Origin of the sequence: Nocardia brasiliensis NBRC 14402, from assembly GCF_000308475.2 — a bacterium.
GTDB lineage: Bacteria > Actinomycetota > Actinomycetes > Mycobacteriales > Mycobacteriaceae > Nocardia > Nocardia brasiliensis.
Map to the genome: position 1 here is coordinate 1 of NZ_BAFT02000018.1, position 20,882 is coordinate 20,882.

At 66.9% G+C, this 20,882-nt stretch carries 21 protein-coding genes; 14 read left to right on the forward strand and 7 right to left on the reverse strand.

What is annotated here, in order from left to right:
* Nucleotides 1-35: 35 nt before the first annotated feature.
* The 4 genes from TY25_RS04260 (at nucleotide 36) to TY25_RS04275 (ending at nucleotide 4,510) form a co-directional block, all read left to right on the forward strand.
* Nucleotides 36-1,229: a glycerate kinase gene (locus TY25_RS04260; protein WP_088606886.1), complete on the forward strand. Its 1,194-nt coding sequence runs from the start codon at nucleotides 36-38 to the stop codon at nucleotides 1,227-1,229.
* Nucleotides 1,222-2,598, forward strand: a complete 1,377-nt coding sequence (allB, locus tag TY25_RS04265; RefSeq protein ID WP_042254249.1) for an allantoinase AllB — start codon at nucleotides 1,222-1,224, stop codon at nucleotides 2,596-2,598. Before TY25_RS04260 ends, allB begins: the two co-directional genes overlap by 8 nt.
* Nucleotides 2,591-3,619, forward strand: coding sequence for an allantoicase (alc, locus tag TY25_RS04270; protein WP_042254250.1), 1,029 nt, complete (start codon nucleotides 2,591-2,593; stop codon nucleotides 3,617-3,619). Before allB ends, alc begins: the two co-directional genes overlap by 8 nt.
* 141 nt (nucleotides 3,620-3,760) lie before the next feature.
* Nucleotides 3,761-4,510, forward strand: coding sequence for a class I SAM-dependent methyltransferase (locus TY25_RS04275; protein WP_042254269.1), 750 nt, complete (start codon nucleotides 3,761-3,763; stop codon nucleotides 4,508-4,510).
* 276 nt (nucleotides 4,511-4,786) lie between these two features.
* Here the strand turns inward: TY25_RS04275 and TY25_RS04280 are convergent, their stop codons facing one another.
* Nucleotides 4,787-5,470, reverse strand: coding sequence for a hypothetical protein (locus TY25_RS04280; protein ID WP_042254251.1), 684 nt, complete (start codon nucleotides 5,468-5,470; stop codon nucleotides 4,787-4,789).
* A gap of 74 nt (nucleotides 5,471-5,544) precedes the next feature.
* On the opposite strand from TY25_RS04280, the gene TY25_RS04285 reads away from it, so the two are divergent.
* Complete coding sequence (locus TY25_RS04285; RefSeq protein ID WP_226887385.1) at nucleotides 5,545-6,195, forward strand: TetR/AcrR family transcriptional regulator; 651 nt, start codon at nucleotides 5,545-5,547, stop codon at nucleotides 6,193-6,195.
* A gap of 82 nt (nucleotides 6,196-6,277) precedes the next feature.
* Nucleotides 6,278-6,760 (forward strand): hypothetical protein, encoded by a 483-nt coding sequence (locus TY25_RS04290; protein WP_146153999.1) that lies wholly within the window; start codon nucleotides 6,278-6,280, stop codon nucleotides 6,758-6,760.
* Between the two features lie 230 nt (nucleotides 6,761-6,990).
* Here TY25_RS04290 and TY25_RS40325 read toward each other — a convergent pair whose 3' ends face one another.
* From TY25_RS40325 to TY25_RS04315, 5 genes are all read right to left on the reverse strand, one after another.
* The gene (locus tag TY25_RS40325; RefSeq protein WP_162184180.1) at nucleotides 6,991-8,688 is read right to left on the reverse strand and encodes a caspase family protein; all 1,698 of its coding nucleotides are present in this window, start codon (nucleotides 8,686-8,688) and stop codon (nucleotides 6,991-6,993) included.
* A complete protein-coding gene (locus tag TY25_RS04300) occupies nucleotides 8,636-9,004 on the reverse strand; it encodes an effector-associated constant component EACC1 (RefSeq protein ID WP_042254254.1) in 369 nt (122 codons plus the stop codon). Before TY25_RS04300 ends, TY25_RS40325 begins: the two co-directional genes overlap by 53 nt.
* Before the next feature lie 83 nt (nucleotides 9,005-9,087).
* Nucleotides 9,088-10,203, reverse strand: coding sequence for a glycerate kinase (locus tag TY25_RS04305; RefSeq protein ID WP_042254255.1), 1,116 nt, complete (start codon nucleotides 10,201-10,203; stop codon nucleotides 9,088-9,090).
* A complete protein-coding gene (locus TY25_RS04310; protein ID WP_042254273.1) occupies nucleotides 10,200-11,510 on the reverse strand; it encodes a 2-hydroxycarboxylate transporter family protein in 1,311 nt (436 codons plus the stop codon). The genes TY25_RS04305 and TY25_RS04310 overlap by 4 nt, the downstream gene beginning before the upstream one ends.
* Nucleotides 11,507-12,613 (reverse strand): tartrate dehydrogenase, encoded by a 1,107-nt coding sequence (locus TY25_RS04315; RefSeq protein ID WP_042254256.1) that lies wholly within the window; start codon nucleotides 12,611-12,613, stop codon nucleotides 11,507-11,509. Before TY25_RS04315 ends, TY25_RS04310 begins: the two co-directional genes overlap by 4 nt.
* A gap of 123 nt (nucleotides 12,614-12,736) precedes the next feature.
* On the opposite strand from TY25_RS04315, the gene TY25_RS04320 reads away from it, so the two are divergent.
* Nucleotides 12,737-13,687: a LysR family transcriptional regulator gene (locus tag TY25_RS04320; RefSeq protein WP_042254257.1), complete on the forward strand. Its 951-nt coding sequence runs from the start codon at nucleotides 12,737-12,739 to the stop codon at nucleotides 13,685-13,687.
* Nucleotides 13,688-13,725: 38 nt separating this feature from the next.
* Here TY25_RS04320 and TY25_RS04325 read toward each other — a convergent pair whose 3' ends face one another.
* Nucleotides 13,726-14,157 (reverse strand): type II toxin-antitoxin system Rv0910 family toxin, encoded by a 432-nt coding sequence (locus TY25_RS04325; RefSeq protein WP_029895418.1) that lies wholly within the window; start codon nucleotides 14,155-14,157, stop codon nucleotides 13,726-13,728.
* 724 nt (nucleotides 14,158-14,881) lie between these two features.
* On the opposite strand from TY25_RS04325, the gene TY25_RS04330 reads away from it, so the two are divergent.
* The 7 genes from TY25_RS04330 to TY25_RS04360 all read left to right on the forward strand — a co-directional run bounded on the left by TY25_RS04330 (nucleotide 14,882) and on the right by TY25_RS04360 (nucleotide 20,626).
* On the forward strand, nucleotides 14,882-16,279 hold the full coding sequence (locus tag TY25_RS04330; protein WP_042254260.1) for an ATP-binding protein: 1,398 nt from the start codon (nucleotides 14,882-14,884) through the stop codon (nucleotides 16,277-16,279).
* Complete coding sequence (locus tag TY25_RS04335; protein WP_029895422.1) at nucleotides 16,279-16,704, forward strand: roadblock/LC7 domain-containing protein; 426 nt, start codon at nucleotides 16,279-16,281, stop codon at nucleotides 16,702-16,704. Before TY25_RS04330 ends, TY25_RS04335 begins: the two co-directional genes overlap by 1 nt.
* On the forward strand, nucleotides 16,701-17,054 hold the full coding sequence (locus TY25_RS04340; RefSeq protein WP_029895424.1) for a DUF742 domain-containing protein: 354 nt from the start codon (nucleotides 16,701-16,703) through the stop codon (nucleotides 17,052-17,054). Before TY25_RS04335 ends, TY25_RS04340 begins: the two co-directional genes overlap by 4 nt.
* On the forward strand, nucleotides 17,029-17,634 hold the full coding sequence (locus TY25_RS04345) for a GTP-binding protein (protein ID WP_029895426.1): 606 nt from the start codon (nucleotides 17,029-17,031) through the stop codon (nucleotides 17,632-17,634). Before TY25_RS04340 ends, TY25_RS04345 begins: the two co-directional genes overlap by 26 nt.
* Nucleotides 17,631-18,869, forward strand: coding sequence for a cytochrome P450 (locus tag TY25_RS04350; RefSeq protein WP_042254261.1), 1,239 nt, complete (start codon nucleotides 17,631-17,633; stop codon nucleotides 18,867-18,869). The genes TY25_RS04345 and TY25_RS04350 overlap by 4 nt, the downstream gene beginning before the upstream one ends.
* A 10-nt stretch (nucleotides 18,870-18,879) precedes the next feature.
* The gene (locus TY25_RS04355; RefSeq protein ID WP_042254262.1) at nucleotides 18,880-20,109 is read left to right on the forward strand and encodes a cytochrome P450 family protein; all 1,230 of its coding nucleotides are present in this window, start codon (nucleotides 18,880-18,882) and stop codon (nucleotides 20,107-20,109) included.
* A gap of 133 nt (nucleotides 20,110-20,242) precedes the next feature.
* Complete coding sequence (locus TY25_RS04360) at nucleotides 20,243-20,626, forward strand: VOC family protein (protein ID WP_042254263.1); 384 nt, start codon at nucleotides 20,243-20,245, stop codon at nucleotides 20,624-20,626.
* Nucleotides 20,627-20,882 lie beyond the last annotated feature (256 nt).

The following is a 20,882-nucleotide window of genomic DNA, read 5'->3' on the forward strand; positions in this document are numbered from 1 at the left end:
GTTCCCCTCACCCCCGAACCGGTGGGAGGCGGGCGGTGAGCAGGCCGGACGCGCCGCCGGGAGAGCTGCGATCGGCGATCGTGCGCGGCGGGTGGCGCGACGGACATTGCGTCCTGGCCCCCGACAAGTTCAAGGGCTCGCTCACCGCGCCCGAGGTCGCCGCGCACCTCGCGACCGGCCTCCGCCGGGTACGCCCGGATCTCCCGCTCGTCACCATGCCGGTGGCCGACGGCGGGGACGGCACGGTGGACGCGGTGGTGGAATCGGGTTTCGTCCGATTCCAGACCAGCGTCACCGGCCCGCTCGGTGTGCCGGTGGCCGCCTCGTTCGCGATGAGGGGCGAGGCGGCCGTGGTCGAGCTGGCGGAAGCGTCCGGCCTGCGCCGGCTGCCCATGCGGCCTACCTACCAAACCGCCATGAGCGCAACCAGTTACGGCACGGGCGAACTGATCCGCGCGGCGGCCCTGCGCGGCGCCCGCCAGGTGGTGCTCGGGCTAGGCGGCAGTGCCTGCACCGACGGCGGGGTGGGCATGATGTCCGCGCTGGGCGTGCGCTTTCTCGACGAGCACGATCGTGAGTTGCCGCCCGGCGCAGCCGCATTGAGCAGGCTGGCGCGCATCGACGCCGCGGATATGCTGCAGGTGCCGGTGATCGTGGCCTCCGACGTCGACAACCCGCTGCTCGGGCCGCGCGGGGCCGCACAGGTCTACGGCCCGCAGAAGGGGGCGCGGCCGCGCGAAGTCGACGAATTGGAATGGGGTCTGGCACGTTTGGCCTCGATCGTCGAACGCGACCTCGGCGCGGCGGTGGCGCAGCGCCCCGGAGCGGGGGCGGCCGGCGGGGTCGGCTACGCCGCGCTCGCCTTCCTCGGCGCGAGCGTGCGACCGGGCATCGAGTTGATCCTCGAACTGATGTCGTTCACCGAACAGGTGCGGGGGGCTCGCCTGGTGATCACCGGGGAAGGCTCGCTCGATCCGCAGACCCTGCACGGCAAAGCGCCGGTCGGCGTCGCGCGGGCGGCGGCGAGCGCGTCCGTGCCGGTCGTCGCGGTGGCCGGGCAGCGTGCGCTCACCGACGAGCAGCTGCGTGGCGCGCACATCGAAGCCGCGTACGCGCTGACCGACCTCGAGCCCGCCCCCGAGATCTGCATCGCGCAGGCGGGACCACTGCTGGAACAGCTGGCCGGCGAGCTCGCCGGCGCCTGGTTGGGAGCGAAAGCCCATGCATGATCTGGTGATCCGATCCCGGCGGGTCGCGCTGCCGGAAGGGATCCGCGCGGCCTCGATCGCGGTGCGGGACGGCAAGATCGCGGCCCTGGCCGAGTACGAGGCCGTGCTGCCCGCAGCCGCGACGACCGATCTCGCCGACCTGGTCGTGCTGCCCGGACTGGTGGACTCCCATGTGCACGTCAACGAGCCGGGGCGCACCGAGTGGGAGGGTTTCGCCACGGCCACCAAGGCGGCCGCCGCGGGCGGGGTGACGACGATCGTCGACATGCCGCTGAACTCGTTGCCGCCGACCGTCACCGTGGCGCACCTGCGCACCAAACAGGCTGTCGCGGAAGGGCAATGCCATGTGGACGTGGCCTTCTGGGGTGGTGCGATCCCCGGCAATCTGGCCGCGCTGCGACCGCTGTACGAGGCGGGGGTGGTCGGCTTCAAATGCTTCCTCTCGCCCTCGGGAGTCGACGAGTTCCCGCCGCTCGGGCTCGGCGAGGTCGAACAGGTGATGCGCGAGCTGGCCGAGTACGACGGTCTGCTCGTGGTGCACGCGGAAGATCCGGTGCGGCTGCACGATCCGGTTGACGGGACATATCGCGCGTTCCTCGATTCCCGGCCGGGCGAGGCGGAAAGGGCCGCGGTGCAAGAAGTCATCGCGCTCGCCGAGCTCACCGGGGTACGGGCGCACATCCTGCACGTCTCGGCGGCGGCCTGTCTCGAACCGCTGGCACAGGCGCAGGCCCGTGGCGTGCGGATCACCGCCGAGACCTGCCCGCACTACTTGACGCTCTCGGCGGCGGAGGCGTCGTCCACCGCGTTCAAATGCTGTCCGCCGATTCGGGATTCCGGAAACCAGGATGCGCTGTGGCAGGGCCTGGCCGATGGCGTGCTCAGTTGCGTGGTCTCCGATCATTCGCCGTGCACGCCGGAGTTGAAGGAGGGGGATTTCGCCACCGCGTGGGGCGGAATCTCGTCGCTGCAGATCGGTTTGCCCGCCGTGTGGACGGCCGCCGCCGAACGGGGGTTCCGGCTCACCGATGTGGTGCGCTGGATGGCTGCCGCCCCCGCGGAGCTGGCCGGACTGCCGCAGAAGGGCCGTATTGCGGTCGGTTGCGACGCCGACCTCGTGGCCTTCGATCCGTGGGCGCCGGTCACCGTCGATCCCGCCGCGCTGGCGCACAAGAACCCCATCACGCCCTACGGCGGACGTGAGCTGCGCGGCCTCGTGCACGCGACCTGGCTGCGGGGGCGGGTCGTCGGCAACGGGCATCCGCCGACGGGGGAGCTGCTCACCCAGCCCAGAGTCGCTGTACCGCAGTGGGATACAGCACCCGCCGAGATCATCGCGAACCGCAATCGACAAGGGAAATATGTCTGACTTCACCAATCTGCCCGACCTGGCGCTGCGCACCAACCGCGCCGGCGTGATCGCCGCGAGCGACGAATCGTTCGAGGAACGCGAAAACCTCATCAACCCTTGGGAACCCCGGTTCGCCGAGCACACCTTCGGCCCCAAAGGTCAGGAGTACGACGGCTGGGAGACCCGCCGGCATCGCGGACCCGGCCACGATTGGGCCGTCATCCGGCTCGGCATGCCCGGCGTGATCCGCGGCGTGGTCGTGGACACGGCCTGGTTCAAAGGCAACTACCCGCCGTTCACCTCCGTCGACGCCTGCCGTGCTCCCGGCTATCCTTCTCCGGCGCAACTGGATTCGGCCGAGTGGGTGGAGATCGTGCCGCGGACCGCGCTCGGCGGCGACGTGAAGCACGAGCTGCCGGTGGCCGACGACCGCATCTTCACCCACGTCCGATTGAACATCTTCCCGGACGGCGGCGTCGCCCGTCTGCGCGTGCACGGCGAGGTGGTCCCGGACCCGACGCTGCTCACCGGGCTCACCGTCGACCTCGCCGCACTGGCGCACGGCGCGCGAACCATCGCCTGCTCCAACATGTTCTACTCGGCGCCGGACAACATGCTCGCACCCGGGCTGGCCCGCAACCAGGCCGAGGGCTGGGAGACCGCGCGCCGCCGGGACGGCGGAAACGACTGGGCGACAATCCAGCTCGCCGCGCAGGGCGTTCCCGCGCTGATCGAACTCGACACCACGCATCTGCTGTTCAACGCGCCCGGCGAAGCCCGCGTCATGGCGATCGATCACCAGGGGACTGGGCCACTGCCGCCGAGCGACGACACGGCCTGGTTCGAGTTGTTGCCGCGCACCGCATTGCAGCCCGACACTCCGCATCGTTTCCGGCTGGCACCGTCCGATCGGGCTGCCACGCATGTGCGCGTCGACATCTACCCGGACGGGGGTATCGCGCGGTTGCGGGTGTTCGGTGCGCTGACCGCGGCGGCCGAGCGGGAGCTGAATTCGCGCTGGTTGTCGGACGGTAAGTGATTTTGGCGCCTCGACTGTGAGCGTGGCCGTCCCGCTGATGGGGTGGCTGCGGCGGCGGTGCGCCCGCTAAGGTCCGACGATGGCGATCGAAGTCCCGGCCGGCGTGGGTGGCCCTCGCGGCCGCTCGGCGTGGTGGCGGCGATGACGGTGTACGACACCACCGGGCGCACGTATGCGGCGACCCGGCAGCCGGATCCGCGCATCGCCGCCGCGATCGATGCGTCTCTCGCGGGTATGGCGTCGATCGTGAACATCGGCGCGGGCACCGGCTCCTACGAACCGGGCGGTACCGTGCTCGCGGTCGAGCCCAGCCCGGTGATGATCGCGCAGCGGCCGGACGGTACCGCCGCTGCCGTGCGCGCGACCGCCGAGCAGTTGCCGGTCCGCACCGGTGCCGCGGACGCGGCCTTGGCGGTGCTCACCATCCACCATTGGACCGACCTCGACCGCGGCATCGCGGAGATGATCCGAGTTGCGCGGCGTCGCATCGTAATTCTCACTTGGGATCATTCGGTGTTCCGGCAGTTCTGGCTGGTGCGCGACTACCTACCCGCGGCTGCGGCAACCGACGCGCGTCTCGCCGTGCCTTTGGCTCGCTTGACCGCTCAGTTGGAAAGCTTTGTCGTACAGCCGGTCCCGGTGCCACACGACTGCGTCGACGGTTTCGGCGGCGCTTACTGGCGTCGTCCCGAGGCCTATCTCGACGAAACCGTCCGAGCCGGAATATCCATGCTCGCGCTCACGCCGGAACCGCAACTCCGAGCAGGATTGTCACGCCTGCGGCGAGATCTCGCCGATGGCTCCTGGGCCGCCCGCTACGCCGACCTCCTCGACCGCTCCCACCTCGACCTCGGCTACCGTCTCGTCACCGCGGACCTGTCGGCCGAGTGACGACCTACTGACTCAGCAGATCTCGTACTTCTTCGCGAGCGCGCGTTTCCGTCGGCGACGGCGGGTAGCTGCGAGCCCCGCAACGGCCGATGGCGACGTACAGGCTCAGGTCGTGCGGGGGTATCTCCTGTCCGGCACGGATGATCCGGCTGCCGAAGGGGCTGAGAAGGTCGTCGGGGGCTGCCGTGGCCAGATAGCCGACGCTGCTTACGCTGAGCGTGGTGCCGAAGGGAAGGGCGCCAATGGAATTGCTTGCGGGGGAGTGCTGGTCTCGATTCAGACGGGCTTGCAGATGATGGACGCGAAGCCGACGCGGTTGGCGACCATCACGTCGTGTACCGAGCGGCGGAAGTTCGGGCGGAGCAGGGCGAGGATGAAGGCAGTGAGGGTGCCGGGCAGGCGGACCTGGTTGACGAAGACGTAGGGGGCGTCTTCGATCGGGCCGAGCAGGGCGATGTCGTCCACCTCGGCGTCGTGGTGGAACCAGCCGGCGACCGAGTCGAAATAGCGCAAGGCGCGGTCGTAGTCGTCGGCGGTGAAGTGGTTGAACAGGAAGGTGCCGGTCGGGGACCGGTCGATGTCGCCGAGGCGCCTGATATTGCGGGCGGGCATGACGAAGTCGGCGCCGAGCTGCTGGAACTCCGGCGTCGCCTGCACCGTGGCGAGCGTCTCCGGTGTGCCGGTCTCGATGAGGACGATCACGTCGAAACGGGGGCTCACCTCGGCGGGCTGGATCGCGATGGCGCGGTAGGCCCTGGCCGAGAGCACCTCGTCCATCGCCGCCAGTCGGCGCGTGCGGTCTCGGCAGCGGCGCAAGACCTCACGGCGGCGAGAACTGCGGGGCACGAACGGGATTCGCCGGGGTGGGTCGACGCGGAAGCCGAGGTAGAGATAGCCGTAGGGAGCCGGTTCGACGTATGGCGCGGGTGGGTTGGTCTTGGTGCGCGGGTCGGTGCTCATGATCTCGTCCTTTGCGGTAAAATAATCGATCGTTCGATTAATTGTAGACCTCGAAATGAAAGGGCGGAAGTGGCATGACGACACCACGGCGTAGACCCGGACGGCCGCGCAAGGCGGATGCGGGCGACACCAAAGCCGCTTTGTCGAGCGCCGCCCTGCGCCTGTTCGCCCGCAACGGGTACGCGGGCACCTCGATCCGGTCCATCGCGCGCGAGGTCGGGTTGAGCGAGAGCGTGCTCTACGCACATTTCGCCAGCAAGCAGGCGATCTTCGACGCCGTACTCGCCAGCCTCGGCCCCACGAACCCGCTCGACATGATGGACGCCGCCACGGCCGCCCTCGTCGACACCGACCCGCCGCAATACCTGCGCGAACTCGTGGGCGCCGTCCTCGACGGGTGGGAGCACGAGGATGCCCGCTTGCTGATCAGCGTCATGGCGCAGGACGGCCTGCTGCACAGTCCCGCACTGCAACAAGCGATCTCGGCCATGCGCCGGCCCGTGAGCCGCCTGTTCGAACACTGGATCGCCGTCGGCCGGATCCCCGCCGACCTTGCCACCCCGGAAGATCTCGCAACGTCGTTCACCGGCCTGATCGGCCTCACCAGAGTCCTGCACCTGCACGCCCACGCCTCCGACCAGGAACGCACCCGAGCCCGCGCCGACATCCGCCGCCACACCGAAACCTTCATCCGTCTCGTGTTCCGCAGCAGCATCGATCACTGATCCACAACCGAAAGATCTCGCGCACGCTGACTCGATGCGCTCCGGTAATACTGGTTGCATACGTTCGTCGAGCGGGGGCTCCGTGAATCCGATCCCTGAAAACAGCAGCGATGAAGCGACGCCACGCGATGAGCCGGGCCGCTTCTGGTTCCTCCGAAGTTGTGTGGGCCTGGCCTTCGCGCTGTGGGCCGGGGCGCTGACACAGCCCCTGGCCGACTTCACCGACGGTGGTTGGGAATTCATCCGAACCCAGGAGGTATATCCCTTCGGAGAGGTGCGGTCCCCTGTCCAAGCCGTGGTGTTCGTCGGCGGAACTTTTCTGGCTGTTATAGCGGCCGGGATCATCTTGGGCATGCACTCGTCCCGCGGTGAGTACACCCGGGCGTACGGAGGTGTTCTGGCTTTCCTCCTACTCCTCTGGTGCGGCTACGGTGCCGTGTTTCTGGTGCATTCGTTCGACGCCGGCACACCCCTCGCCGGCGTGTGGATGATCGTGCTGGCGAACCTGCTGCTGGGCGTAGCGGTATCCGCCTCGGAGATCTGGTACGGCGCGCGAGTGGGGTAGGTCAACGCGATACGCGGATGGTGCGTCACATCGCCGAGCGACACGCGGATAAGCAAGGAAGCGAATTGCCTTGTGGCAGTGTTGCTTAGCATGATGCACAGCACGTGGGGACGGTCTGGCCGACGAAGGTGATCTGGATTCGTTTCGAGCGAGGAGGACGCATCTGATCGACTCGCAGCCCGGCGGCGAAGGCGGCGAGCCGGTCTGGTCGAGCCCGGCGGTGCTCGAGCTCAGATCAGCCCCTCCTCGACCAGCGCACGTAATCGCATATCGATGTGCTCGGTGATCGCAGTGATACGCGTCAGGATGCCATCGAGATGAGAAGCGAGTTCTGTCGGTGTCTTCAGTCTTTGCTGATCTATAGAATCCGACTCTGCCAGCAGACTCATGAGGTCGATGATCGGGTCGGCTAGTTCGGGGATTCTCTGTGCTAATTCTTGGGTGATCGACTCCGCGATCGCTATGGGCGGTTCGCAGAAGTGTGCAATGCCGAGCAGATACGCATGCAGTTCTTTCCGGCGGTCGTCCATCCGTCGGCGGATACGCCAAACCAGCAGTCTGTGCACAGATTTGAGCTCGGCCATGCGCCGGAATCCACCGACGGAACCGAACTCCGGTGGCCACGGTAAGGTTCGATACGTGGTGCGCAAGAACAAGTCGACGGCTCCGGTTGCCTTACGAATATCCTCGATACTGTCGGCAGCTTCTGCCTTGTCGATCAAATGGCTCCATTGCTCATGTTGCGGTAAAAGGTCTCGATATTCCCACTCTTGCTGTTCGGCCGGCGGCCCCAGGCAGAAATCTGCTACTTCGTGCATGTAGGCGGCGAATTTTTTCTCTGCACTCTTCAAGGCTTCCCGGGCGCGCTCACGCCTGAGCATGTCATTGACCAGCGCATCATTTTTCGACCGCTGATAGTCGCTGACACCTGAACCTTCCTCATAGCTGAGAGATACCGGCGCGAGATATAGAGGGCTGGAGTACTCGGGTGCAACAGGTTGTTCGCGCAATGCCGGCACCGCTCTCGGCGCCAGCGGGCCGGAAGCGAAGATCCGTCCTGTGATCGGCTTCGGTTCCGCGGCGGCAGGGGCGGCGTTTTCGATATAGGCCAGGTTGGGTGTCAGTGCGAACAGTCCTGCTGTTGCCGTGGTGAGCATCTGCGGTGCGGGTAACCCCTGGGCGACCATATTCTTGCGCAGGCACCGATAGATCGCGCCCACGCTCAGCAGCGGTCCTTCCTCGGAAATGCCGCATCGCAACACGTCGAGTAGAGCGCCGGTGAACTCGCTGTAGGTTGATCCGACCAAGGCCACGCGGTTGGCCGGTGATGCGGTCAGCACGCAGGTACCGTCTATGTGCAGCTGCGTCTGCAGCGTATCGACGCCCGACAGGTATGGTGCAGTAGCCCGGCCGGAGAAGCAGCAGTCGAGTACGAGAACTCGGAGCACCGCCGGGCTGTTCAACACCTCATCGCGGAGAGCGTCATACGAAATGCCCGAAAAGGCGGGTCGATCAGGGGTGGTGTCAGGCAGCGTCAGAAACAATTCGCTCGAACGTAGGCCCGGCAGGCCGTGTCCGGAGTAATACACAAACAACATGTCTGTCGCGTCTCGGCCTGCGGCAGCGACCGCGTCGCCTATTCGAGATGCGGTAGTTGCTTGACTGATGGATACACAGTGCTCGGTAGGTAAGCCGCCCAGAGCTGGACTGGTCATCACCTCTGTCAATCCTGCTACGTTGTTTGCGACAGCTGGAAGATCCGGCAGTTCCGCATAATTGGTGACGCCGACGATCACGGCGCGCGAGCGGTCGGGATCGAACTGGCGCATCAGGAACTCCTCGATGCGGAACGGCGAGGGCACATCCTTGCTCGCGTCACAACGGATCATCCGGAGTATCGAGCAGCTTCCGAAGTTCTTCGACGGCATCCGAGCTGCTGACTCGCCGCGCATCGAGTTCGATCTCGGTGCCGTCGGCACGCGTCAATTTCAGGGTGATATCCGAGCGGCGGTGGGTGAGCCACGTGCTCAACGAGCTCGCCAGTGCCGGTGCGACTCCGCCGACACCTACAGCCACCGCAAGAACGTCGTACAGGCCGCCCATCTGATTGTCGCGGAACTCAGGCGCCTCCGGTTGGACACGGCCACGGAGCGCGTCATCGTTACGAAACCAGTCCAACAGCTGTAGCAAGTCATCCGGCTCGCCGTCACTAGTGATCAACAGACGCTGGTAGTGGTTCGTCATACCGCTATTCTTCCGTAACCGATTCCGCTCGGGTGCAGAATCGAAATTACCCAGCCCGGTGCGGTGTGGACCGCCCACCTCAGTTACGCAGTTCTAGAAGATCGGCCGATCCGGGTGCCTATTCGGGTGAGGAGGTGGGCGGTGAGGGTGGGGTTTTGCGCGGTGTCGGTGGGCGTGTAGTCGGTGAGGGTGTAGACGTGGGTGAAACCGGCTCGGGGCCAATGGGTTCGGGGGAGGGCGCTGCGGCCCGCGACGGCTATGACGGGGGTGGGGGCGGCGCGGTGCGCGATGGCGGCGGGGAGTTTGCCGCGCTCGGTTTGCTGGTCCAGGCGGCCTTCGCCGGTGACGATCAGGTCGGCGGTGGCGCGGTGCCGGTCGAAGTCGAGTAGGTCGAGAAAGTAGTCGGCACCGGAGAGGGGGCGGGCGCCGAGGAGCAGGGCGGCGAAGCCGACGCCGCCTGCGCTGCCTGCTCCTGGAGTCGCAGCGAGGGCGGGGGCTTGGGGAAAACCGGTGTGGGACAGCGTCTGTACGAAACGGCGCAGGCCTGTGTCGAGGCGGCGCACCTGCGCGGAGGTTGCGCCCTTCTGCGGGCCGTAGACGGCGGCTGCTCCGTCGGGTCCGGTGAGCGGGTTGGTGACATCGGAGGCGAGCACCAACTCGACGGTGGGCAGGCGCACCGCCGCGGACACGTCGACCGCGGCGATGTCGAGCAGTGCACGACCACTCGGCGGCAGGACCCGCCCGGCGGCATCGGCGAACCGAAACCCCATGGCGGTCAACAACCCCATGCCGCCGTCGGTGCTCGCGCTGCCGCCGAGCGCCAGCACGATCCGGCGCGGCTCGTACCGCAGCGCCTGTCGAAGCGCTTGTCCCAGACCGAGACTCGACGAATCGAGCGGCCGGAGCCGCCCGCCGGGCAGGGTGGCGAGTCCGCAGGTGTTCGCGACCTCGACGACGGCGGTGTCGCCGCGCAGGGCGATCAGGCCCTGCCGTGGCGTTCCGGTCGCGCCCGCGACGGTGACCGGCACCGCCTCGAAACCGGCGGCGACGGCCGCTTCGACACTGCCGTCGCCGCCGTCGGCGAGCGGAAGCGCCCGGCATTCGGCCCCGGATGCGCTGAGCCCCAGGACAAGACAGCGGGCCACCTCCGCGGCGGACAGACTGCCCTTGAACTTGTCGGGCGCGACCAGCACTCTCATCCTTGCCACACCTTGATCAGCGCGGCCGCCGAGATGACCGTGGTGACGCCGCCGATCCGGGTCGAGATCTGGGCGAACGGCATGAGATTCATCCGGTTCGACGCGGAAAGGATGGCCACGTCGCCGGTTCCGCCGAGGCCGCTGTGGCACACGGTGACCAGCGAGGCGTCCACCGGATACATGCCGATGGCGCGGCCGACGACATAGCCGGTTCCGGCCATCGACAGGACAACGGCGACGCACGCGATCACATACCCCACCGACAGCACGCCGATGATGCTCTGCAGCGGCAGGTACAGCAGGCCGAGCCCGATCATCGTGGGGTAGATGAAATACTTCGAGATGACGGTATAGACGCCGCGCACACTGTCCTCGACCACCGGCGGGAAGACGCCGAACAGTTTGCACAGCACCGACATGATGATCACCAGCACCGGCGCGGGCAGGTGCACCGCGTGCTCGAGCAAGGTGGCGAGCACGAACATGCCACAGATGAGCAGCACGCCGAGCGCGTGATTGCGCGGGGGCGCGGCCGGATCGCGCGGGGCGGGTTCCGCTGGGCCGGTCGGGCCGGGGCCGGCGGACGGCACCTTCACCAACTGCCCGCCACCGTCGAGGTGCGGACGGCGATCGCCGAGCCGGCGCAGCACGCCCGCCGTGATGACCGCGGCGATATTGCCGATGATCGCCGCGGGGATGAGTTCGGCGACGAAATCGGCCTGATGCCCGCCGAGCGCCGACGCGTAGGCCGACGACAGCGGAATGACACCCTCGCCGATGCCGCCGCCGATGATCGGCACGACGATGTAGAACAGCGCGCGATGCAAGCTGTAGCCGAACGCCATCGCGACCGCGATCCCTGCCGACACCGCGACCACGGTGCCGAGCAGCAGCGGCGGGAAAATGCGGATCAGCCCGCCGATCATCACCTTTCGGCTCATGCCGAGGATGCTGCCGACCACCAGCGTGCAGATGACGAAATACAGGAAGTTGGCCTGCTTCATCAGCGCACTCGCCGCGGCGAGGGTGTTCTCGTCGAAAGCGCCGAGGTACACCAGGATCGAGGGCACCATCAGGCAGATCAGCGCGCCGCCACCGATTTTCGAGATGACCGGCAGCCGGTTGCCGAGCGGGCCGAGCAGCATGCCGAGCCCGACGATCACCGCGAGCCCGCCGATCATGTTCTCGGGTATGGCATCGAAGAGGCCCGCGACGAGCACGCCCGCGGTCAGGACCACCGGCACGAGCAGCGGGATGCCGTCGAGCGCGGGCGCGGGGAACGAACGGGACCGGGCATCGAGTTTCATGATCGCCTCGCCGCGGTCGTCGAGGTGGCCGCCTCGAGCTGCGCGCACACCAGGGCGCCGAAGGACTCCGTGGTTCCGGACCCGCCCAGATCCGGTGTCATCGCGGACCTGTCCTGGACGAGCGCGGCCTCGACAGCGGCGAGCACCGCCCCGGCGGCCTCCTCTTCGCCCAGGTGCTCGAGCATCATCGCGCCGCTCCAGATCTGGCCGACGGGGTTGGCGATCCCCAGCCCGGCGATATCCGGCGCCGAGCCGTGCACCGGCTCGAACAGGCTCGGAAAACGCCGCTCGGGGTTGATGTTCCCGCTCGGCGCGATGCCGATGGTGCCGGTGCAGGCGGGTCCGAGATCGGACAGGATATCGCCGAAGAGATTGCTCGCGACCACCACGTCGAACCAGTCCGGATGCAAGACAAAATTCGCCGTCAGAATATCGATGTGGTATTTGTCCACCGCCACGTCGGGATAACTGCCCGCCATGTTCGCGACGCGCTCGTCCCAATAGGGCATGGAGATGGAAATACCGTTGCTCTTGGTGGCGGAGGTGAGATGCCGTTTCGGCCTGCGTTGCGCTAGTTCGAACGCGTACTTCAGGATTCGGTCGACACCGGTTCGGGTCATCACGGTCTCCTGCAGCACCGTTTCCCGGTCGGTGCCCTCGAAGATCTTGCCGCCCACGCTCGAGTATTCGCCCTCCGTGTTCTCCCGGACCACGTAGAAGTCGACGTCGCCGGGCCGCCGGCCCGCGAGCGGGCTGCTGATACCCGGCAGCAGCCGGACCGGACGCAGACTCACGTACTGGTCGAAATGGCGGCGGAACTGCAGCAGGCTGCCCCACAGCGAGATGTGGTCGGGCACCACCTCGGGCCAGCCGACGGCGCCGAAGAAGAGCGCGTCGAAGGCGGACAGCTGGTCGAACCAGCCGTCCGGCAGCATTTTGCCGGTCGCCGTGTAGTAGTCCGCGCTCGCGAAATCGAACTCGGTGATATCCAGGGTGAAGTCGAATGCGGCCGCCGCGGCCGAGAGAACTCGAATTCCCTGCGGCACGACTTCCTTGCCGATGCCGTCGCCCGGAATGACAGCAATTCGGTGTGTGGCACCCATCGTCGCGTGCTCCGATCTTCTTGGTAACGAGACGTTCTCAACGGTAGGCTCGGATATTCCGCGGCAAAAGCACGGAACGCGCAAGAGACTTTTTCCCGAAAGGAAAAGACGAAGGAGATCGCCGTGTACGGTGCGTCCACCGACGACGTGACGTTTTTCGACATCGTCGCGCGCTCGCGCAGCCTGACCGAGGCGGCCAGGGAGTTCGGCATCTCGGTGTCGTCGGTGAGCAAGCGGCTCGCGCAGATGGAGGCCCGGCTCGGAGTGGTGCTGGTGCAGCGCAGTACGCGCAGGCTGACGCTGACCCCGGAGGGGGAGCGGTACGCGGCGGGCGCCGCGGTGATCGCCGCCCAGCTCGAGGAACTGGAGGACTCGATCGCCGAACAGCGCCACGATCTGCGCGGTCGGGTGCACCTGCGGTCGACGATCGGCCTGGGCCGGGCGCACATCGCGCCGCTGGTCGCGGATTTCGTCGAGCGGCACCCGTCGGTGCAGGTGGATCTGGAGCTGTCCGCGCTGCCGCTGAATATCGCGGGCACCGGGTATGACGTCGCTATTCGCGTTGGCACACTGCAGGATTCACGGCTGACCGCGACCAGACTGTGGGTCAATCGGCGGGTGGTCTGCGCGGCTCCGGAGTATGTGCGCAGGCACGGCATGCCCGCCACGGTGAAGGAGCTGGCCGAGCACAACTGCATCATCCTGCGGGAGAACGAATCCGACTACGCGCTGTGGCGGTTCGAGAGCGCGGGAAAGGAACTCGCGGTCCGGGTGGCGGGGAACCTGATCAGCAACGACGGCGACGTGATCACCCGCTGGTGTCTGGAGGGTCGCGGGCTGGTCATGCGGTCGCGCTGGCACGTCGATCCGCTGCTGAAAGACGGGTCGCTGGTTCAGGTGCTGCCGGAGCTGGAAACGCCGCCCGCGGACATCTACGCGGTATACGCGGCCGCCGCCCCGTTACCCCGCCGGACCAGGGCGGTGATCGATCATCTGAAGGCGGGGCTCGGCCGCCGAATCACCGCGGCGGCCGGCGGACCGGGTCCGCGGGGCACGTCGAACGCGGCCCGGTAGACCGCGCTCGACGCAAAAGCCTTGTTCTACACCATCTTTCAGGCGTACAGCGCGACGAACTTGTCCAGCGACCGCTCGATGTCACCCTTCACCGCGCGCGCCACGCCGGCGCCGATCGGCCCGAAGAGCGGTCGTCCGCCGAGCTCGATGTCGACGGTCACCTCCGACCCGGTGCCCTTCGGCGCGACCAGCAACTCGAGTCCCAGCTTGGTACCGCCCTTGCCCGCCCCGGTGAGCAGCAACCGGCGCGGCGGCTCGGCGGCTTTCACGGTCCAGGTCACCCGGTTGCGCAGTCCTTTCACCGAGGCCACGCCGACCAGCTGGGTGCCGACGGTCAGCTGCTCGGGCACCTCGCTGCGCCACGCCTCGTGCATCGTCAGCCACTTGTCGAGGTCGGCCAAATTGGACGTGTGCGACCACGCGTCCTCCGGAGAGATCGGCACATCGACGGACACCTTCAGCTTTGCCATGGCGGCATAGTATCCGGTACCGGCAGTCTGGGTTACCTGTGCGGGCCCCGCGGCGGAGTGGCGACATGGTCCGGGTCTCGCGACGGCCGCGGCGGCGCGCGCAACCGGCGACTTCCGGGCAACTGTGCAGGTCGCGTCGGATTGACCGACCGGTCCGTAACGCGGCCATAGCAAACTGGACGGACCAGCTAACTTTCGGGCAAGAGCAAACCGAATGTCCTGTTGTGGGCCGGTTTCCGGCTGTCGGCTAGGTAGGCATGGTTGACGGGATGCGTGAGATGTGCGCCGGCACGAATAGTTCGGATGATGTGTCCTCTATCGGCACCGGGGAAACACCCCTGGTCACTGCGTGGCTAGCGGCCGTGATCGCCAGGGGCGCAGCATTATTGCGCATTCGCGCGCGGTAGTCACCTCTTGTCTGCAAACGCAATCATGTGAGTGGATCGGGCGAGACTTGGTTGCATTGCTGCTAATGTCGGGTCGTCGGGTTCTGGTAACCGTTCGGACACAATCCGATCGGTCGGCGATCGACCGTGGAATCGCCTGCCCCGCGGGCACTGTGAGGCAAGAGTAGAACGGCCTCGGAGTGTGCGCAGGGTCTCCGGTCCTCCGACGTGGACCAGATCCGACCAGGGATGTGCATGGTCGGCGTCGCGAGGAAGGCGAGACGAAGCACGATGACGGAGAGTCGATTCCTCGGCGCCAATCGACGACGAAAGAACTGATGAACCAAGATATCGCCGTGGTGCTTGCATGGATCCTCGCCGCCGCTCTGCTGGTTGCGATAGCGGTGGCGCTGTACGCATTCCAGTATGCGAAACAACAGCGAGCCAGAGCCGAAGCACTCAGCAGAGAGCAGCGAGCCGTCGATGAGACCGTCGAGCGGTTCGCCACCAACACGATGCCCGCGGTCACCGAGGCGATCAGGCGTTTCGATACCCAGCCGCCGACCGTCGAGGTGCCGCCTGGCCTGGAGAACTCCCGGCTGGCCCAGGTGCTGCGCTGGATCGCCGAGCGGTACGCCGACGATCTGAGCCTGTTGCGTTCCGAGACCAGGGAACAGGCCAATCACGAGGCGCAGCAGGCGATCGGTGCGGTCGAGGGCAAGGTGCGCGAGGAGGTGGCCGCCGCGTCGCGGCAGGCGACCAGTGCCGCCGTCCGCTCGTTCGGCACCTCGGTGGTCAGCCTCGGCGCCGACGTGAGCCAGGTGGTGAGTTCCGCGCTACGTGAGCACCGCAACGACGAGGTCTACGAGACGCTCACGCGGATCGACCACACGGTGCAGCAGATGATCCGCCAGGCGCAGTCCTATGTGATCGTCTGCGGTGGCCTGCCCGGCCGCCGCTGGCCCGCTCAGTCGCTCACCGACGTGGTCGGTGGCGCGATCGGCCGCGTCCGCGACTACCTGCGGGTCCGCCCCAATCAGCTGGATCGGGTGGTCATCAGCCGGGCTGTGGAGCCGCTTGTGCACACCCTGGCCACGCTGCTCGACAACGCGCTGCGCTATTCTCCGCCAACGTCTTTCGTGGATGTGAGTTTCCAAGAAGGTCATCACGGCGTCACCGTGATCATCGATGACGCGGGTGTTCGGATGAATGCCGAACAGATGGAGGAGGCCAGGCAGGTGCTCGCGCACGAGCGCTCGGTCGACATCCATCAGCTCGGCCCCTCGCCCAAGGTGGGTTTCCCGGGTATCGCCGCGCTCGCTCGCCGTTACGGCTTCACCGTCTATATCGACGGTCCCAACGTCTACGGCGGCATGCGCGCGATGGTCTACATACCCGAGGCGCTGCTGATGACCCCGCAGCCCGGTCAGGATGTGGTGCCCGCGCACGAGCAGTCCGCCGCCGAGATCGCGCCGCCCGCGCCCGCCCCGGTGCCCGCGGCCCGCGAGGTGGAACGTGAAGAGCCCAGCGAGAGTGAGCAATTCGCCGTGCACGAGATCACCAGCGGCGGGCTACCGAAGCGTCGCCGCCGCACCGTCGCCTTAGCTCCGGTCGGGCCACGCACCGAACCGGGGCTGGCCCGCCCCGATGTCGCCGCCGCCTGGCACACCGGCTCCCAGAGCGGCCGTGCCGCCGCCACCGATCAATCCGAGCACACCGAAGGGATGACATCCTGATGGCCACCCCCGTGACCGACAGCAGCAACAAGCTCGGCTGGCTACTCGACGATCTCAACGTTCCCGGCGTCAGATTCTCGGTCCTGCTGTCCGAGGACGGGCTGCGGATCGCGCACTCGCCGGGTATCGAGCGCGACGAGGCCGAGCGGTTCTCCGCCGCGGCGTCGGGTCTGCGGTCTCTCGGCAAGGCGCTCGGCGAATTCTGCGGCGGCGCGAACAACGGTGTGCGACAGAATATGACCGAGTACGACCAGGGCATGATCCTGATCACCGCGGCGGGTGAGGGCGCCCTGCTCGGCGTCGCGACCACCCCCGAGATCGACGTGGCCCTCATCGCGCACCGGATGAACGAGCTGGCCGGCCGGGTCGGCCGCGAGCTGGGCAGCCAGCCGCGTAGGCGTGTCGATGGTGGCGAATTGCCATGACACCACGGTCCCGGCGTGATCCCGACCTGGTTCGGGCATACGTGCGCACCGGAGGGCGTACTCGTCCTACGCGTGAGCTGGACCTGGTTACTTTGGTCCGTGCGGCCAAGGACCCGGCGCCGGGTGCCACACCCGATACCCGCCGGGTCGTGAATCTCTGCAGCCGCCGGGGTGCGCTGTCGATCGCCGAGATCGCCGCGTATCTCGACCTGCCGCCGTCCGTCGTGAAGATCGTCGCGGCGGATCTCATGGACAGCGGTCACCTAGTCTCACCTACCCCGGCGGAACACCTGCCGGAGATCGCTCTGCTGGAAGAGGTACTCAATGGGCTCCGTGCTCTCGCCGTCTGATCGTCCAGTCGACTACGTGCCGGAGACCGTTACCCGTTCCGTAAAGCTCTTGGTGGCAGGCAATTTCGGGGTCGGCAAGACGACCTTCGTGAGCAGCGTCTCGGAGATCAAGCCGCTGCGTACGGAGGAGACGATCACCGAGGCCAGCGTCGGCGTCGACGACATGGTCGGCCTGCCCGGTAAATCGCAGACGACCGTCGCGATGGACTTCGGGCGCATCACGCTCAGCCCGAAACTCGCGCTCTACCTGTTCGGCACACCGGGTCAGCAGCGGTTCGTCCCGCTGTGGGAGGAGTTGGCCCGCGGCGCGCTCGGCGCCCTGGTGCTGGTGGACACGCGGCGCATCGAGAAGTCCGACGAGGTGCTCTCGGTGCTCGAGGAGCGCGGCGTGCCGTATTCCGTTGCGGTCAACCAATTCGAAGGGGCCAGAAACTATCCGCTCAGCGAGGTTCGCGACGCGCTGGACCTGACCCCCGAAACCCCGCTCACCTCGTTGGATGCACGTGACAGAGGCACGTGCCTGCGCTCGCTGATCACGCTCGTCGAATTCCTGTTCCAGCGTCTGGAGTCTCGTCTTTGACCACGCCCCCGTCCTGCCCCGTCCAGCACGGATCCCCGATCGACACCGAAGGTCCTCGGGTATCCCTATATTCTGAAGAGTTTGCCGCTGACCCGCATTCGGCCTACCGCGAGATGCGACGCCAATACGGTTCGCTCGTGCCGGTCAACCTGGCGCCGGAGGTCCCGGCGACACTGGTGATCGGTTACCACACGGCGTTACGAATCCTCAACGACCCCGACCATTTTCCGGCCGATCCGCGCACCTGGCAGAAGAACGTGCCGGGCGAGTGCCCGATCCTGCCGATGTTGGAGTGGCGGCCGAACGCGCTGCGCAGCGCGGGACTCGAGCATCTGCGGTACCGGCAAGCCAACGTGGTCGCGGTGGGCGAGGTCGACCTGCACTCGCTGCACGCCACCGTCGAACGGATCGCCATCCCGCTGATCAACGCCTTCTGCCAGGACGGCGCGGCGGATCTGATCAGCCAATACGCGTTCCCGCTCACCTTCGCGGTGCTCAACGCCACGCTCGGTTGCCCACCGGAGATCGGCCAGCAGGTCGCGACCGGGATGGCCGCGATCTTCGAAGGCGTCAACGCGGACAAGGGCAACGCGATGCTCACCGACGCGCTGTTCGACCTGGTCACACTGAAACGCAAAGAACCGGGCGACGACATCACCTCGCGGCTGCTCGCCCATCCGGCCAAGCTGGACGACGTGGAGATGATCCATCAGCTGGTCACGCTGTACGGCGCGGGCATCGAGCCGCAGCAGAACCTGATCGTCAACACGCTGCTGCTGATGCTCACCGACGACCGCTTCGCGGGAAACGTTCTCGGCGGCAGTCTTTCGACCCGCGACGCGCTGGACGAGGTGCTGTTCACCGACCCGCCGATGGCGAACTATTGCGTGTCGTACCCCAAGCAGCCCATCCTGATAGACGGCGTGTGGCTGCCCGCCCATCAGCCCGTGGTGATCAGCATGTCCGGCTGCAACAACGATCCCACCATCAGCGTGGGCGAGTATGTGGACAACCGGTCGCATCTGGCGTGGAGCGTCGGGCCGCACGCCTGCCCGGCCAGGTCGATGGCCTATCTGATCGTGCAAGACGCCATCGATCAACTTCTCGATGCCCTGCCCGAGCTCGGCCTTGGTGTGGCTGCCGACGAATTGTCTTGGCGGCCAGGACCTTTCCATCGCGCACTGGTCTCCCTCCCCGTAGTGTTTCCTCAGTCACCACCGTTGAACGTGTTTTAAGGAGACCGCGATGGACACTGCGCCCCTAGTCCTGGACCCGACGGGAACCGATATCCAAGGCGAAGCAGCACGCCTGCGCGAGCGTGGACCGGCAACCAAGGTCGAGCTGCCCGGCGGCGTGCAGGCGTGGTCGGTGACCGACGCCGACCTGCTGAAGCGACTGCTCGTCGATCCGAAAGTGTCCAAGGATGCCAGGCAGCACTGGCCCGCCTTCGCCAAAGGTGAAGTGCCGCAGGACTGGCCGTTGTTTCTCTGGGTGGCGGTGAACAACATGTTCACCGCGTACGGCGCCGATCACCGGCGGCTGCGCAAGCTGGTCGCTCCCGCGTTCACCCATCGCCGTACCGAGGCGATGCGACCGCGGATCACCCGGATCGCCGAGCGCCTGATCGACGAGCTCGCGGCGGTGCCGGCGGGTGAAGTGGTGGTCGATCTGCGTGAGGGTTTCGCGTATCCGGTGCCGATCGAGGTCATCTCCGAGCTGATGGGCGTGCCGGAGTCGTTGAATCCCGGCCTGCGCAAGTGCGTCGACGGGATCTTCGACACTTCGCTCGGCCCGGAGCAGTCGCAGGCCAACTACATGGAGATGTACCGCATCCTCGGCGAGCTGGTGGCTTTCCGCCGCGGCGAGCCGGGCGACGACATGACGAGCCTGCTCATCTCGCATCGCGACGAGGACGACGGTTCGCAGCTCACCGAGCAGGAGCTGATCGATACGCTGCTGCTGGTCATCAGCGCGGGCCACGAGACCACCGTCAATCTGCTCGATCAGGCGATCTACGCCTTGCTCACCCGGCCCGAGCAGCGGGCCGCGGTGGTCGAGGGCAAGGTCGGCTGGGCCGAGCTGATCGAGGAGGCGCTGCGGTTCGAGGCGCCGGTGGCGCATCTGCCGTTGCGGTTCGCGGTCGAGGACATCGACGTGGAGGGCGTGAAGATCGCCAAGGGCGATCCGATCCTCGCCTCCTACGCGGCGGCCAACCGGGATCCGAAGGTGCACGGCGAGACGGCCGACGAGTTCGACGTGACTCGGCCCAGCAAGGATCACCTGGCCTTCGGGCACGGGGTGCACCACTGCCTCGGCGCGCCGCTGGCCAGGCTGGAGGCGGCGGTCGCGCTCCCCGCCCTCTTCGCGCGTTTCCCGAACATGCGACTAGCCGCGGACCCGGCGGAGCTGGGCACCGTGGTGAGCTTCATCTCGAACGGGCACGGCAGGCTGCCGGTGCTGCTGCAACCTGAATAGTCTTCTCGCGCAAGTCTTTACCACCGGAGGGGTGTCGCACCTGGCGGCACCCCTCCGGTCTTGTGTTGCGGCGGCGTTTCGCCCGGGCGACGGCGGGTAGGTGATCGACATCGGAAGAGAAGGAGGTCTTGTCATGACAGCGGACAGCGAAAAGCCGGTCGGCACCCTGCGCAGTGTGGTGCTGGACTGTCCGGAGCCGCGCAAGCTCGCGCAGTTCTACATCGGCCTGCTCGGCGTACGGCTGATCGACGACGAGGACGACACCTGGATCGTCACCGCGGACGACGAGGGGCGGCGACTGGTGTTCCAGTTGTCCGCGGAGTACCAGCCGCCGCATTTCCCGGATCCCGAAGCGTCCCAGCAGGTCCACTTCGACGTGCTGGTCGACGATATCGAGGAAGCGGAGCCGCGCGCGCTCGCACTCGGCGCGAAACTGGTGCAGCCCAACGACAATGATCAGTTCCGCGTCTACGCCGATCCGGTGGGGCACATCTTCTGCCTGATCTGGTTGTCCTGATTTCACGGGATCGCCCGCGAGACCGGCGGTCTCGCGGGCCACACCACGGCGCACTCGCCGGGTCAGATCCCGATCACATCTAGCATGAACCGAACCCAGTGACTGACCGCGCCGATGATCATCGGATTCTCCTTTCACCGCACCGGAACTGCCTCGTAAGCACATGATTGCCCGGTGCGCCCGGCCGAAACGGCAGATCACCGGGATAGCGGGCGGACACCCGGTTGTCCGGATACCGCCAGCTTGCGCACCTCGC